This is a genomic window from Asanoa siamensis, from assembly GCF_016862555.1.
In the GTDB taxonomy this organism is placed as follows: Bacteria; Actinomycetota; Actinomycetes; order Mycobacteriales; family Micromonosporaceae; genus Asanoa; species Asanoa siamensis.
Map to the genome: position 1 here is coordinate 59,168 of NZ_BONE01000045.1, position 13,222 is coordinate 72,389.

Below are 13,222 nucleotides of genomic sequence, written 5' to 3' on the forward strand. Positions count from 1 at the left end.
TCAGCGACCTCCCGTGTCGCAGGGCACCCGCAGGCGCACGTCGGCCCCGCCGCCGATGGCGGGGCCCAGGCTCAGCGCGGCGCCGACCAGCAGGGCCCGCTCGCGCATGCCGCGGATCCCGGCGCCCTCGGGCGCGTCGCCGAAGCCACGGCCGTCGTCGGTGATCCGCAGCCGGACCTCACCCGGGTGCCGGCGCAGGCTGACCTCGATGGTACGGGCGCCGCTGTGCCGGGCCGCGTTCGTCAACGCCTCCTGGGCGACCCGGTAGAGCACGAGCTCGGTGTCGTCACCGAGGTCGGGAAGGTCGGGATCGAGGTGATACCGGACGGACAGGCCGCCGGTGGAGAACTCGGTCGCCAGCGACTTGAGGGCGCTTTCCAGGCCCAGTTCGGCCAGGACGCCCGGCCGCAGCCGCCGGGCGATCCGCCGGATCTCGTCGAGGCTGTTGCGGGTCGTCTCCTGCACCTCGTGCAGCTCCGCGCGGACGTCCGGCGGCGCGTGGTCACCGACCCGCTTGAGCTCCAGGAGCACCGCGGTCAGCGTCTGGCCGACCTCGTCGTGCAGCTCCTGCGCGATCCGCCGGCGCTCGTCCTCCTGGGCGGTCAGGGCGCGGCCGGTGCTGGCGGCGCGTTCGGCCTCGAGCCGGTCGAGCATGGTGTTGAAGGTCCGGATCAGGTCGGCGATCCCGGCCCGGCCGCTGACCGCGAGGCGGTGGCCGGGCTTGAGCAGGTCGACCGTGGCCATGGTGCGGGTGAGCCGGGACAGCGGCGCCAGGCCGACCCGGAGCAGGACGGCGTTGGCGACGAGCATCGCGGCGAGTCCGGCGGAGAGGACCAGGGCCTCGGTGAGCAGCACGGGCGTGGAGACCGTCACCGGGCTCGCCATCACCAGCAGGGTGGCGACGGTGAGCACCGCGGCGTTGAGCAGAAAAATCCGCCAGAACAGGGACACGTTGCCAGCGTGCGCGCGGATCGCCGGCCCTGCATCGGTGCTGGCACCCATTGATCGTTCATACTCGACATCGAAGATCGTCGGGGAGGTCGGCGTGCGGCTCGTTGATCAGGCACCGTTCCGCAGGCTGGTCACCCTCGCGGCGGTGGTGGCAGCCGGCGCGGCGGCATGGCTGTTCGCGTCGTTCCCGTCCGGCGGCGGCAGGTGGCCCGGTCTGGTGATCGCGATGCTGCCGTCGACGGCATTCCTGGTGGCGGTGACCGTGCTCTGGGTCCGGCAGTCCCGGGGGCCGGCGCGCACGGTCGGGTTCGTGGTGGACCGCGGGGCCTTCCGCACCCGGGTGACCGCGGAGGCCGTCTGGTGGCCGGCCGTCATCACGGTCGCGTTCACCGGCATGGTGGTGTCCCTCCTGCGGTCCACCTGGGACGAGGAGGACCCGGCCTGGCAGCTCGACGTGGTCGACATCGCGGTGACGGCCGTCCTGGGCGTGGCGGCGGTGCTGCTGCTCGCGACGCAGCTCGTCAACCTCTTGACCGGGCGGCCGGGCGTCGAGCTGACCCCGGCCGGGGTCACGGTCGGTTCGCCCTTCGGCCACCTCACCGTGCCGTGGGAAGGCCTCCGGCCCGGGTACCCGCTACGGCCGGCACCGCGGGACGCCATGCTCTCCCTCGCCGTCGCGCGCAAGGACCTCACCCGCCGCCGGGGTCTGGGCACCGTCTTCCTGCGTTGGATCGACGTCAACCCGTTGTTCCTGACGGACGTCATCCGGTACTACGTCGACCACCCGGAGCATCGCGCGGCGATCGGCACGACCGAGGAGCACGACCGTCTAACCACCTCGCTCGGTTTGACAGGTTAGAGTTCCCGGGCTCGGCCCGGCCGAGGCCGCTTTCGTCACCGCGCGCGACAGCTTCTACCTGGCCACCATCAGCGAGCGAGCCGGAGCTCGACGCCGCCCTCGCTCCCGTCCGCGACGAGCTGGCCCGTCTCCGCGCGGAGAACCGCGCCCTGCGCGACCGCCTCGGGGAACGGGCCGCGTAGCGGGTACGACATCATGCCCGGGTGACCGTACTCTTCGACGGCGAGCTCCACGTCCACTATCGATTCGTCAACCTCACCGAGGAGGGCGAGGCGCCCGACCTCTCCCGCGCCTCCGGCGGCCAGCGCAACGGCCTGTGCGGGGCCGCCGAGCCGGGCGCGCTGGCGATGGTCACCGGGTTGCACACGGGCGAGGTCCCGTTCGTGGTGACCTGGCACGACACCGAACCCCCAGTCGACGACGCGTGGGAGGAGATCGTCGAGGTCTCCTTCGACCCGCCGTCGGCCGACCTCGCGCTGTCGGCTTTCGAGGACTTCCATGAGATCCGCCTGCCGTCCGTCCAGAGTGTACGCGCGCGGTTCTGCGCCCGGGGCATGGACGAGGCGGGCGACAAGGACGTCCGCCTTGCGGACGAGCCCGCGCTGGACAGCTACCTGCTGGAGCTGTGGCCGGCGCCGCCCGCCCCTGACCGGATCCTGAAGCAGACGAGCATGCGGGCCGCGTACTGGCACGAGGCCGCCGCCAGGATCCCGCCGCCGCCCACGCCCGAGGAGCGCGCCGCGGCCCGGGCCGCCGCCGGCCGCGCGGAGGCGCAACGGCGGGCCCGTGCGGCCGCGGCGGCGGAACGCCAGCAGTGGGGCGGCCGCCCACCCTCGCCGCGACTGCGTGAGCTGCGCGGCAACGCCCGGAACATGGCCCGCACCCACCGCGACCTGCTCGACGAGCTGGCCGACCTGCCGGCCGCGACGCAGCGCGAGGTGGCGCACTGGCTCGCGTGCCAGGCCTTCACGCTCGCGGGCATGACCGGTGATCCCCTGGCCGCGGCCGCGCTGGACGCCCTGGAAAGCGGCGCTCCGCTACCGCCGCCGTTCGCGGACGAGCGGTCGGCGTTCGCCTACCTCCACCCCGACCCGTCCCGGCTGACCGGCACCGTCGTCTTCCTGTCCGTCGATGAGGCCCCGCACCGCCCGCACCCGATCCACCGCCCGTCGTTCGCCGTCCCCGCCCTGTTCGGTGCGACGGAGAGCGACCCGCTGCAGGCCGTCGTCGAGGCGTTCACCCATGCGCGGGCGACGTTCGACGACCGCGCCGACGAGCTCGACGCGGCGCTGCGGGCGCGCTTCCTCGCCTGACGACCGTCGCCTACGCCCGCGGGATGGCCCGGGTGTTGTAGAGATACCGGCCGTCCTGGAGGAACGTGATCAGCGGGTGCACGCCCTCGTCCCGCTCCACGCCGACGAGCACGGGGCCGGCGTCCAGCGGCACGTACCGCATCGTCCGGCTTTCGTCGTCCTTGACGTCGCCGACGGGGGTGTAGGTGACCTCCAGCCCGTCGTCCGCCGGCCGCACCTCGAAGACGGCCGCGGGCGACGCGAAGCGACCCGTGAGCGGCGTGGCCGGCGCCGGGCTCGCCGGCGGTGTCGGGCGGGCCGGCACCGTGATCCCGGCCGTGGCCGCCAGGACCGCGTCGAGCACCTCGTCGATCATGGCCGGTGCGTCGCCGCCGTTCGTCGTGATCGCGACCACCACGTCCCGGTCGGGCACCATTCGCCAGCAGGTGCGCTGGCCGGGCGTGCTGCCGTCGTGGCCGACGACCGGCACACCGTCCCAGTCGAAGAGCATCAGGCCGAGACCCCAGCCGTACGCGGCGCGGGCGCCCAGGTCCGGCAGGGTGGCCTGGGGTTCGCACATCGCCGCGAACGTGCCGGCCGGCAGGATCCGGGTGCCGTCCTCGGCCACGCCGTCGGCGAGGAACATGCGGCCGAACCGGACCAGCTCCCGCATCGCCGCGCTCGGGGTCGACCCGGCCGGCGCGTTGGACTGCGGCAGTTGCCAGCGCGCGAACAGCTTCCCGGCGGCGCCGATGTGCCCGGCCGCGGCCCGGAACAGGACGGCCTCCTCCGCGTAGAGCGCCATGTGCCGGACGCCGAGGGGCGCGATCACGTGGCGGCGCAGGCTCGCTTCCCAGGTGCCGCCCCGCAGCCGGGCGGCGAGGGCGCCGAGCGCGACGTAGCCGGAGTTGCAGTACGAGAACAGCGCGCCGGGCGGCGCCACCTGCCGCGCGTTGGTCCGCATGAACGCGACCAGCCGGCCGACCGCGTCGTCGCCGCGGCCGGTGTCCTCGAACAGGTCGCCGTCGAAGCCGCCGGTGTGCGCGAGCAGCTGCCGGACGGTCACGGCCTCGCTCGCGGCCGGGTCGAGCACCCCGAACTCGGGCAGGTAGCGGCGGACCGGCGCGTCCAGGTCGACCAGGCCCTCGCCGACCAGTTGCATGACCAGGGCCGCGGTCCAGACCTTGGTGACCGACCCGATCTGGAAGACGCTGTCGTGAGTGGTCTCGACGCCGGTGTCACGGTTGACCACCCCGGTAGCGGCCTCGGCCAGCTCACCGCCGACCCCGACGGCGGCGGCCGCCCCGGGCACCCCGTGCCGCCGCGCGGCCTCGTCGAGCAACGGCTGCAGTTCCGGGAGCAACGCCATGCGGACGACCGTACGGGGTCCGCGGATCACGCCGCGAGCAGGATGTCGGTCAGGTCGGTGAGCGTGAGGGGCGGGGCCAGGTGGTAACCCTGGACGAACGGGACGCCGAGGCGGGCCAGCGCGGCGAGCTGGTCCGCCGTCTCGACGCCTTCGGCGGTGACCCGCAGCCGCAGGCGCCGGGCCAGGTCGGTGAGCAGGGTGACGATGGCGTCGTCGCGCGGGCTCTCCAGCATGCGGGCCACGAACTGTCTGTCGATCTTGATGCCGTGCAGGGCCAGGCGGGAGAGGTAGCGCAGGTCGGTCGAGCCGGCACCCATGTCGTCGAGGGCGACCGCGACCCCGCGCCGGGTCAGGATCTCCAGGCGCGGCGCCGCCCGGGTGAGGGTCTCGAGGTCGGCGCCCTCGCAGAGCTCCAGCCGGAGCCGCCGCGCGGGCAGCCCGGTCCGGTCCAGCGCGGCGAGGACCGGCTCGGTGAAGTCGGTCGCCAGGGTGGGCGCGGAGAGGTTGACGTTGACGTGCGCCGGTGCCGCACAGCCGAGCGCACCGCGCAGCTCGAGCATGTCCGTGCAGGCCCGCCGCAGCACCCAACGGTCGAGCAACGGCATGTGCCCGCCCAGGTGGCCCGCGGCGAAGAACCGGTCGGGTGTCAGCAGGCCGAGCGTCGGATGCTCCCAGCGCACCAGCGCTTCCACGGCGACGACCGCCCGGTCCGGGATCCGCAGGATGGGCTGGTAGAGCAGCCGCAACTCGTCGCGGGCGACGGCCTCGGCCAGGTTGCCGTCGGCGGCCCGCCGGTCCACCGGGCGCGCGGGCGGGCTGGGCAGCCGATCGCTCGCGCTCGTCGTCAGGACCTTGGGGCGGCAGGTCATCCGCTGCTCCTATCGACTCGGCACCGCGTCGTCGCGGCGGCGTCCGACCACTGTCGTGCGGCCGTGGTGAGCCCGAGCCCCGTGGCGGACCCGGGTTCGTGAGATCCCCGCGTACCCCGGGGTCGGCGGTGTCCGGCCCCGAACGTCCGGTTCAGTGGCGGCCGGCGGTCGCCGGTGCCGGGTCGAGTGCCGCGTCCCGCAGCTCCCGGCGCGACGTGATCGCGAGCTTGGCGAAGACGTTGCGCAGGTGCCACTCGACCGTCCGCGGGCTGATGAACAGCTCGGCGCCGATCTCCTGGTTGGTCCGCCCGTCGCGGGCCAGCGCGGCGACCAGTGACTCCTGCGGTGTCAGGGTCAGGCTCGTGTTCGTGGTGCGCTTGTGCACCGCCTCGCCGGTCGCCAGCAGCTCGTTGCGGGCCCGCTCGGCGAACGCCTCGGCGCCCATCTGGCTGAGCAGCCGGTGGGCGCGGCGCAGCTGGTGGCGGGCGTCGGCGCGGCGGTTGTTGCGGCGCAACCATTCCCCGTACACCAGGTGTGCCCGGGCGAGGTGCGCCTCCATCCGGGAGTCGCGGAGCCGGTCGAGGGCCGTCCGGTAGAGATCGTCGGCCGCCGGGCCGCGGGTGAGCAACGCCCGCGCCAGCGCCTCGGTGCCCCGGGCCCAGGGCGTCCCGCTCGCCCGGGCCCGCTCGCTGAGCTCCCGCAGCGCCGCCTCGCCGATGTCCCACTCCTCCAAGCGGGCGGCCGCTTCCACCAGCTCGGCCAGGCCCCAGGACCGGGACACCATCTGGTCGGCGCTGGTGGCCCACTGGGCGGCGGCGAGCGCCGTCGCGTAGTGGCCGAGCCCGTTGTGCAGGACGGCCGAGGCGTACTCGGCCACCACCAGCGTGCTGCCCTCGCCCCGGGGGAACGCGTCCTCGATGCCGACCTCCGCGAGCTTCGCGGTGGCCGCCTGGTCACCCCGCCAGGCCGCCAGCATCATCGGCGCGTACGGGGGAGGTGCGACCGGGACCGCGGCGGTGAGCGCGGCGGCTTCGTCGATCAGCGCGGCCGCTTCGGTGAAGTCCCCGGCCTGCAGGTGGAAACCGGCGAGGAAGTCCACCGCCATCGGCAGCAGGCTCAACATCCCGGTCTCCCGGGCGCAGCGCACGAAACGGTCCAGCAGGTCGAGCCAGGCCGTGCCCTCCCACAGCTCCATCGCCACCAGCGAGGCCGTCAGGCAGATCAGGGTGACGCCACCGCCGCCCTTGACCTCCAGCGCCCGGCGCAGGATCGGCACCGCGGCCGGATATCCGGCGGTGAACTGCGCCGACAGGCCGTCGAGCAGGAAGTCGACCGGACCCGGTGGGCCGGGTTCGGCCGGCGCCAGCCGGGCCGCCTCCGCCACACCGCGCACCCGCTCGCCGGGCGCCAGTTGCCCGGCTCCGGCGAAGACCGCGGCCAGCAGCGCCTCGAGGTAGGTCTCGCGCGCCAGCGACACGTCGAGCGGCGTCAACCGGCGCGCGGCGTCGAGCAGCAGCGCCGGTGCTTCGGCGCCGTGGCTGCGGGTGAACGCCAACTGCGCGCGCAGGCGCACGAGACGGGCCGTCCGCAGGGGGTCGAGCCCGGCCATCTCCGCGGTGGCGAGCAACTCGTCGGCGGCGTCGGGCGCACCGGCGGCCGCGGCGGCCTCGGCGGCGGCCAGGGCGCGCCGGCCGCGGTGGTCCGGTTCCGGGGTGAGCTCGGCGGCCCGGCGCAGGAACGCCGCCGCGGCCGCGGCGCCGCCACGCGCGCGGGCCCGGTCCGCCGACCGTTCGAGCTCCGCGGCCAACGACTCGTCCGGTGCCGCCGCCGCGCCGGCGAGGTGCCAGGCACGGCGATCCGGGTCGGTCCGCCGGTCGGTCACCTCGGCGAGCGCGCGGTGCGCCCGGCGCAGCTCGTAGAGGCCGGCGGACCGGTGCACCGCCGAGCGCACCAGGGGGTGGGCGAAGCGGACGCGGGTGCCCAGGCCGATCAGGCCGGCGGCCTCCGCGGGCTCGGCGACCGCGCCGTCGAGCTCCGACACGGCCGCGGCCCGCCACAGCACCGTCGGGTCGCCGACCGGTTCGACCGCGGCCAGGTGCAGGAACCGCTGGGTCGGTGCCGGCAGGGCGTGCACGCGCCGCGCGTACGCCCGCTCGATCCGCCCGGCCCGGGTCTCCACCGGCCAGTTGCCCGGCAGGTCGGGCCACTCGCCCAGCTCCGTGGCGGTGAGCTCGGCCGACATCTCCAGCAGCGCCAACGGATTCCCGCGGGCCTCGGCGACGATCCGTTCCCGGACCCGCTCGTCGACCAGTGCGGGCACCGCCGACGCGAGCAGCGCGCGGGCGTCACGGTCGTCGAGCCCCGAGCAGCTCCGGCAGGCCGAGCAGCTCTCGGTCGTCACTGGGCTCGTTCTCGGCGAAGACCATGGCGATCGGCTCGGCCATCAGCCGCCGCGCCACGAACGCCAGCGCCTGGACCGAGGCCCGGTCGAGCCACTGGACGTCGTCGACCAGGCAGAGCAGCGGCGTGCTGCCGGCCGTCTCCGCGAGCAGCATCAGGGCGGCCAGGCCGACCAGGAACCGGTCCGGGGCGGGCCCTTCGACGATCCCGAACGCGACACCCAACGCGTCGCGCTGCGGGGGCGGGAGGCGATCGAGCCGGTCGAGCATCGAGAGGCAGAACTGGTGCAGGCCCGCGTAGGCAAGCTCCATTTCGGACTCGACGCCGGTGACCCGGATGATCCGTGTGCCGGCCGCCTGCTCGCCCAGGTGGTCGAGCAGTGCCGTCTTGCCCGCCCCGGACTCACCGCGCAACACCAGCACCATGTGGTCGCCGGCCCGCACGTCAGCCAGGAGCTGGTCGAGCACCTCGCGCTCGGCACGCCGGCCGTAAAGCTCATGTCCTGGATACATCCGGACATCTCCCTCGGAGCCGTTCGCGGGCACCGCGGGCACAGGCCAGAACCGGCATCACCCACGGTTCCGCGCCCCTCCAGCTTAATCCGGGGATGCGCCCGGTTCCGCGATTTCCGCCCGCGTAGAGGCGAACCAGGCGGCCCACCGTGTCGCGGTCGCCGTCGAGGTGGACGGTGCCGGCGCGTTCGGCCGCGGTGAGGGGGAGGCCGTCGAAAAGGACCTGGCTCCAGGCCGTCGCGTCGGCGGTCACCGTGGCCGCCGGGCGTGCGGCCGGGAGTGGCCGGCGCCATCGTGCGCATCGCGATCACGATCCCGTCCGGCGTCATGCCGCCCGGGGTCGTCGGGTCCGAGCCCCTCGAGAACCAGCGGCCCAGCGACTGCAGCACCGGCTCCAGGCCGCGTCCCCCACGCCGTGGCCGTGTAGGCCCCCGTGCGGGCCAGGTCCGGCGGCACGACCTGCTCCACGGCGGCGGCGTCATCGCCTGCTTCCTGCGCCAGGGCGACAGGTTCTTCCTGACCTACGAGACGACCGGCCGCGGCGTCGAGGCCATCATGTCGTCACACAAACTGCTGGACCTGACGGTGTACGGGCGGCAGGAGGTGTGGGAGGACTCGCCCGCGGGCTGGCCGCAGGAGCCCGCCTGCTCCCGCTGGCGCCGCGACGGCCGTCCCGTTCCACAGTGGACCAGGCGTGGGGTCACCCCCGTCGGCGCCGCGCCCGGACCGCACTGTCACCGAGCGGCCCGGCGCGCCCACGGGGGCAGCGGCTCGCGGGCCGCGACCCAGGCCGGCGGCACGCCGGTGCTGCCGGGGCGGTCGCCGATCCCGGTGTAGGCGGCCACGATCCCGCCCACGATCGCCGCGGTGGTGTCGACGTCGCCGCCGGCCCGCACGCACGCGGTGATCGCCGCCGGATAGTCGTCGAGGTACGTCGCCGCGGTCCACAGCGCGAACGGCACGGTGTCCTGCGCCGTCACCCGTGAGCCGTTGCCGAGGTCGTACGCGGCCTCCTCGACGGTCCGGCCGACCAGCCGCACCGCCCGCGCCATGCCCCGTGCGACCGCGCCCTCGACCAGGTAGGGCCGGAGCCGGTCGAGCACCGCGGCCGGCGGCGGCCGCTCGCCGTCCAGCCTGGCCGCGGCGGCGTGCGCGGCGGCGACGGCGACGAGCACCGCACCGGCGATCCCTTCTGGATGCGCGTGCGTCACCTCCGCGGACAGGATCGCCTCGGTGGCCGCGACCCGCGGCCGGTCCGGGTGGTACGCGCCCAGCGGCGCCACCCGCATCGCCGCGCCGTTGCCCCACGATCCCTGACCGCCGAACGCCTCGGCGGCGGCCCGCCGCCACGGCACGCCGTCCCGGATCTCGTGCAGGATCACCACCGCGCCGGCCCCGTAGCCGCGGTAGGGCTCACACCGGTCGGCGAACAGCGCCGCGAGCCGGTCCTGGTCGATCCGGCCGTGGTCGCGCACCTCCGCCAGCACCGTGGCGGCCATGTGCGTGTCGTCCGTCCATTCCCACGGCGCCTCGGGCGGCCGACCCGCCTCGAGGTCGGCCAGCGAGCGGCCGACCATGAAGAACTGGGCGCCGAGGGCGTCACCGACGGAGAGGCCGTCCAAACTGTCCTGAGTCAGGCCGACCCGGGTCGGCTCGTACACGACGAACGTCATCGCCGCCGATCATGCCCGACCGCGCGGAAATCCGCCGCCTCCGGCGCAACGAAATGCCGTTCTCGTGCGCCTAGTCTGACGTGGCGGTGGAGACGATGGCGCCGGTCGACACGTTCGACGCGGTCTATGCGGCGCACTATGCCCCGTTGGTCCGGCTCGCCTACGTGACCGTGGGCAGCCTGCCCGCTGCCGAAGACGTCGTGCAGGACGTGTTCGTCGAGTGGTACCGCCGCATCGACCGGGTCGACGCGCCGGCGGCGTACCTGCGTAAGGCGGTCGTGTCCCGATGCTCCTCGTGGGTCCGGCGGCGCGTGCTGGAGCGCCGGCACGCCGGCACGTTCGACGAGGCGCTCGTGGCGGCGCCCGATCCCCGGATCGTCGCGGTCCGCGTCGCCCTGGCCCGGCTGACGCCGCGGCAGCAGTCGGCCGTGTTCCTGCGGTACTACCTCGACCTCTCCGTGCCCGAGGTCGCCGAGACGCTCGACTGCCCGCTCGGCACCGCGAAGTCGTTGCTGCACCGCGGGCTGGCCCGCCTGCAGGCACACCTGGAGGACCGATGATCCCCGAACATCGCGTCGCGGATCTGGTCCGCGCCGCCGTCGACGCGATTCCGGTCGTGCAGCCCCCGTCGGCGGCGCTCAAGGCCCGGGCCGTCGGCCGCCGGCGGCCGGCCCGCACCTGGTCGCCGGTGCTGGTGGCCGCGGCCGTCGGCGCGACCGTCCTGGCGGCGGCGGTGGCGCTGCCGGGTCGTCCGGCCACGCCCGGCGCGGGTGAGCCGACCTACCGGTTGCCCCGGGAGCTGGCCGGCGTCTCGTCCCGGACGGCCACGGTCGCGCAGGACCCGCCCGGCCGGTCGATCGCGCTGTTCACCGAGCGCGGCGAGCAGGTCGTCCTGGCGACCGACGGGGTCACCTACCGCAAGCTGGACGCGGGCGGCACCGCCCTGCTGTCGCCCGACGGCCTGGCGGTGGTGGTGAGTGACCCGGCCCGGGCGACGGGGGAGGCCGACGTCGTCGACCTGCGCACGGGCCGGGCACAGCGGTACGCAGCGGGTGCGCCGGTCGCGCTCCGCCCGCTCGCCTGGTCGCCGGACGGTCGCCGGGTGGCGTTCGCGACCCAGGCCATCGCGACCGGATCCGGGCCGGCCGGGGTGGGCGTGCTGGACCTCGACACCCGCGGCTTCGCCCCGGTGGCTGATCCCCGCTCGGGGACCGGCGACGGCGTGGTCCGGGCGGTCTTCACGGCCACGGGTACGGAGGTCGTCGCGTCGGCGGGCGCCGAGTACGGCTGCACGCTGCGCGTCTACGGGGTGGACGCACCGACACCCTCCGTGCCGCTCGCCGTCGACGGCCCGGTCGACGGCTGCCGGGAGGTCGTGACGCTCGGCCTGCACGCGCTGTCGACCCGGCCGGACCCGGACAGCTTCGTCATCGAGGCCATCCCGCCGTTGCTGCTGGCGGTCGGCGAGCGTCACGGCATCGTGGAGCGCCTCAGCTTCCGCGGCGACGCGTACGGCACGGGGGCGCTCCCGGAGCCGATCACCCTCGGCAGCGGCGACCGCTTCCTCGGCTGGAACGGCCGGACGGGCGTCTATATCGGACAGTCCGGCGGGGTGGTGGAGGCGCCGCTCGACGGCCGCGGCGTGGTCCGGATGACCCGCTTCGGGGACGACCCGGTCACGAACTTCCAGCTCGCGACGGCCCTCGCGCCGGAGAGCACACTGGCCGACGTCGAGCCGGGCGCCTGGCCCTGGTCACCGGCCCGGACCGCGACGATCGCCGCGCTGCTGCTGCTCGCGGCGGCAGCGGCGGTCGTGCTCCGGCGCCGCCGCCGCCGAACCTGACACGCCACCGAGGCACTCGGTCGTACGGTGGGACGGTGGCGCGACTCGTACACCTGAACGGCCCTCCCGGCATCGGCAAGTCGACGCTGGCCGCGCTCTACGTGGAGCGGCACCCCGGCACGCTGAACCTCGACGTCGACGCCGTGCACCGCCTGGTCGGCGGCTGGCAGGACGAGGACAACCGGACGTGGGACGTCGTGTGGCCCCTCGTGCGGGCGATGGCCGCCACCCAGTTGGCCGGCGGACGGGACGTCGTGCTGCCCCAGTACCTGGCGCGGCTCGACGAGATCACGACCCTCGAGGAACTGGCGCGCGGTCAGGGGGCCGGGTTCGTCGAGATCGTGCTGCTCGACGACCGGCAGGCGTCGATCGAGCGGTTCGCGCACCGGGCCCGGGACGACGACGACCCGTGGGTACGCCATCACCAGCGGTTCGTCGAGCAGCGCGGTGGCACCGCCTTCCTCGGCTCGATGTACGACGACCTGCTGGAGGTCCTCCGGCAGCGCCCGCTCGCGGTCGTGGTGCCCAGCACGGCCGGCGCGGTACGGGAGACCTACGACCGCCTCGCCACCGTCCTCCACAATGGAGGCTGAAGGGCATGACATGATCAATACGTGGAGAGTACGTCAGCAGGAGCAGCCGGTGTGCGGCCCGGCGCAGCAGCCTTCCCCACGCCAGGCCGCGCGGCCTTCCCGGACCGCTACCGCCGCGGTTCTCGAGTTGGTCTTCTTCGCGGCTTGTCGATCGTGCTCCTGCTCGGCGCAGGCCCTTCTCCTCGACCGCCGAAGGCATTCAACCTCTTTGCCCTTTCAGATCGGCTACACAGCCAGCGCATACCATCGGTCCTCGGTGTGGTGGCCCTTCCCTTGGTGGATCGTGCGCTCTGCGCGGGCTTCTGTTCCGTGCAGCCGCGACGGGCGATCATGCGCAATCTCGCGGCCAATGCCGCGTTGAAGGCGTCGACCGGGCAGGCCCGCGCTACGGAGGAAGCGAGCTGGGAACATTCAGTCCCGTTTTGTCGGCGAGCAATAGCCCGCAATGTTCTCTATACAAAGATGTGGGCGACTTCGGGTCGAGTTTCCTATACCGCCGCAACCAGCCGGAAAGCCCGGAAGCGGTGAACACCCCGCCCTGAACGGCTCGCGAAATGCGGGGGCATCATTGATGAGTCTGTCCTTGCAGAAGCGCAACAAGCCAGTTCTGGCCGCCACCCTCGCCGTCGCGGGCGTCTTCGGCCGCTCCGGCGTGGCCTACGCCCTCTGGTCTCAGACCTGTGTAGAACGGGCTCGGCGCCAATACCGAGACGTTGCGCCGATCGAGGTCACCGGAGCGTGGCTGGGCCGCGCCGTGACTGCCAACGACACCTCGGACGACAACCTGATGCCAAACCGAGTCCGGCATCGTCCAGCTGAGGAAGGTGCCCCGCCGTGTGCCGGATTCCAGGACGGTTGACT

Annotated in this window: 14 protein-coding genes; 6 read left to right on the plus strand and 8 right to left on the minus strand. The window is 74.3% G+C overall.

The genetic code is table 11. The features are described from left to right. Positions 1-951 (minus strand): sensor histidine kinase, encoded by a 951-nt coding sequence (locus Asi02nite_RS25600; protein ID WP_203716462.1) that lies wholly within the window; start codon positions 949-951, stop codon positions 1-3. A gap of 94 nt (positions 952-1,045) precedes the next feature. Here Asi02nite_RS25600 and Asi02nite_RS25605 point away from each other — a divergent pair, with 94 nt between their 5' ends. Further along, the gene (locus tag Asi02nite_RS25605) at positions 1,046-1,810 is read left to right on the plus strand and encodes a hypothetical protein (RefSeq protein WP_203716463.1); all 765 of its coding nucleotides are present in this window, start codon (positions 1,046-1,048) and stop codon (positions 1,808-1,810) included. 68 nt (positions 1,811-1,878) lie between these two features. Here the strand turns inward: Asi02nite_RS25605 and Asi02nite_RS42395 are convergent, their stop codons facing one another. Next, positions 1,879-2,007 carry a hypothetical protein gene (locus tag Asi02nite_RS42395; RefSeq protein WP_275410386.1) on the minus strand — a complete coding sequence of 43 codons (129 nt, stop codon included), beginning with the start codon at positions 2,005-2,007 and terminating at the stop codon, positions 1,879-1,881. A gap of 6 nt (positions 2,008-2,013) precedes the next feature. Between Asi02nite_RS42395 and Asi02nite_RS25610 the strand changes: the two genes are divergently transcribed. After that, positions 2,014-3,123 (plus strand): hypothetical protein, encoded by a 1,110-nt coding sequence (locus tag Asi02nite_RS25610; RefSeq protein WP_203716464.1) that lies wholly within the window; start codon positions 2,014-2,016, stop codon positions 3,121-3,123. A 10-nt stretch (positions 3,124-3,133) separates the two neighbouring features. Here the strand turns inward: Asi02nite_RS25610 and Asi02nite_RS25615 are convergent, their stop codons facing one another. The 4 genes from Asi02nite_RS25615 to Asi02nite_RS41805 all read right to left on the minus strand — a co-directional run bounded on the left by Asi02nite_RS25615 (position 3,134) and on the right by Asi02nite_RS41805 (position 8,252). Further along, on the minus strand, positions 3,134-4,471 hold the full coding sequence (locus Asi02nite_RS25615) for a serine hydrolase domain-containing protein (RefSeq protein WP_203716465.1): 1,338 nt from the start codon (positions 4,469-4,471) through the stop codon (positions 3,134-3,136). Positions 4,472-4,497: 26 nt separating this feature from the next. Then, a complete protein-coding gene (locus Asi02nite_RS25620) occupies positions 4,498-5,340 on the minus strand; it encodes an EAL domain-containing protein (protein ID WP_203716466.1) in 843 nt (280 codons plus the stop codon). A gap of 151 nt (positions 5,341-5,491) precedes the next feature. After that, a complete protein-coding gene (locus Asi02nite_RS25625) occupies positions 5,492-7,741 on the minus strand; it encodes a helix-turn-helix transcriptional regulator (protein ID WP_239127083.1) in 2,250 nt (749 codons plus the stop codon). Continuing rightward, the gene (locus Asi02nite_RS41805; protein ID WP_239127086.1) at positions 7,686-8,252 is read right to left on the minus strand and encodes an ATP-binding protein; all 567 of its coding nucleotides are present in this window, start codon (positions 8,250-8,252) and stop codon (positions 7,686-7,688) included. Before Asi02nite_RS41805 ends, Asi02nite_RS25625 begins: the two co-directional genes overlap by 56 nt. 294 nt (positions 8,253-8,546) lie before the next feature. On the opposite strand from Asi02nite_RS41805, the gene Asi02nite_RS25630 reads away from it, so the two are divergent. Further along, entirely contained in the window at positions 8,547-9,089 is a 543-nt protein-coding gene (locus Asi02nite_RS25630; RefSeq protein WP_239127087.1) for a DUF899 family protein, read from the plus strand. On the opposite strand, the gene Asi02nite_RS25635 is transcribed toward Asi02nite_RS25630, so the two are convergent. Next, the gene (locus Asi02nite_RS25635) at positions 8,987-9,925 is read right to left on the minus strand and encodes an ADP-ribosylglycohydrolase family protein (protein WP_203716467.1); all 939 of its coding nucleotides are present in this window, start codon (positions 9,923-9,925) and stop codon (positions 8,987-8,989) included. The genes Asi02nite_RS25630 and Asi02nite_RS25635 overlap by 103 nt on opposite strands. A gap of 95 nt (positions 9,926-10,020) precedes the next feature. Between Asi02nite_RS25635 and Asi02nite_RS25640 the strand changes: the two genes are divergently transcribed. The 3 genes from Asi02nite_RS25640 to Asi02nite_RS25650 are packed head-to-tail and all read left to right on the plus strand — an operon-like array spanning position 10,021 to position 12,361. Further along, positions 10,021-10,485, plus strand: coding sequence for a SigE family RNA polymerase sigma factor (locus tag Asi02nite_RS25640; RefSeq protein ID WP_203716468.1), 465 nt, complete (start codon positions 10,021-10,023; stop codon positions 10,483-10,485). Further along, positions 10,482-11,768 (plus strand): hypothetical protein, encoded by a 1,287-nt coding sequence (locus Asi02nite_RS25645; protein WP_203716469.1) that lies wholly within the window; start codon positions 10,482-10,484, stop codon positions 11,766-11,768. The genes Asi02nite_RS25640 and Asi02nite_RS25645 overlap by 4 nt, the downstream gene beginning before the upstream one ends. Positions 11,769-11,803: 35 nt before the next feature. Further along, positions 11,804-12,361, plus strand: a complete 558-nt coding sequence (locus Asi02nite_RS25650) for an AAA family ATPase (RefSeq protein ID WP_203716470.1) — start codon at positions 11,804-11,806, stop codon at positions 12,359-12,361. 565 nt (positions 12,362-12,926) lie between these two features. On the opposite strand, the gene Asi02nite_RS25655 is transcribed toward Asi02nite_RS25650, so the two are convergent. Further along, positions 12,927-13,222, minus strand: a 296-nt coding sequence (locus Asi02nite_RS25655; RefSeq protein WP_203716471.1) for a hypothetical protein, incomplete at its 5' end; no start/stop codon positions are given.

Excerpts from the sequence above, each read along its gene's own strand:
- Asi02nite_RS42395 (WP_275410386.1), bottom strand. The coding sequence starts at position 2,007 with ATGATGTCGTACCCGCTACGCGGCCCGTTCCCCGAGGCGGTCGCGCAG.
- Asi02nite_RS25615 (WP_203716465.1), bottom strand. The coding sequence starts at position 4,471 with ATGGCGTTGCTCCCGGAACTGCAGCCGTTGCTCGACGAGGCCGCGCGG.
- Asi02nite_RS25620 (WP_203716466.1), bottom strand. The coding sequence starts at position 5,340 with ATGACCTGCCGCCCCAAGGTCCTGACGACGAGCGCGAGCGATCGGCTG.
- Asi02nite_RS41805 (WP_239127086.1), bottom strand. The coding sequence starts at position 8,252 with ATGTATCCAGGACATGAGCTTTACGGCCGGCGTGCCGAGCGCGAGGTG.
- Asi02nite_RS25635 (WP_203716467.1), bottom strand. The coding sequence starts at position 9,925 with ATGACGTTCGTCGTGTACGAGCCGACCCGGGTCGGCCTGACTCAGGAC.
- Asi02nite_RS25640 (WP_203716468.1), top strand. The coding sequence starts at position 10,021 with ATGGCGCCGGTCGACACGTTCGACGCGGTCTATGCGGCGCACTATGCC.
- Asi02nite_RS25645 (WP_203716469.1), top strand. The coding sequence starts at position 10,482 with ATGATCCCCGAACATCGCGTCGCGGATCTGGTCCGCGCCGCCGTCGAC.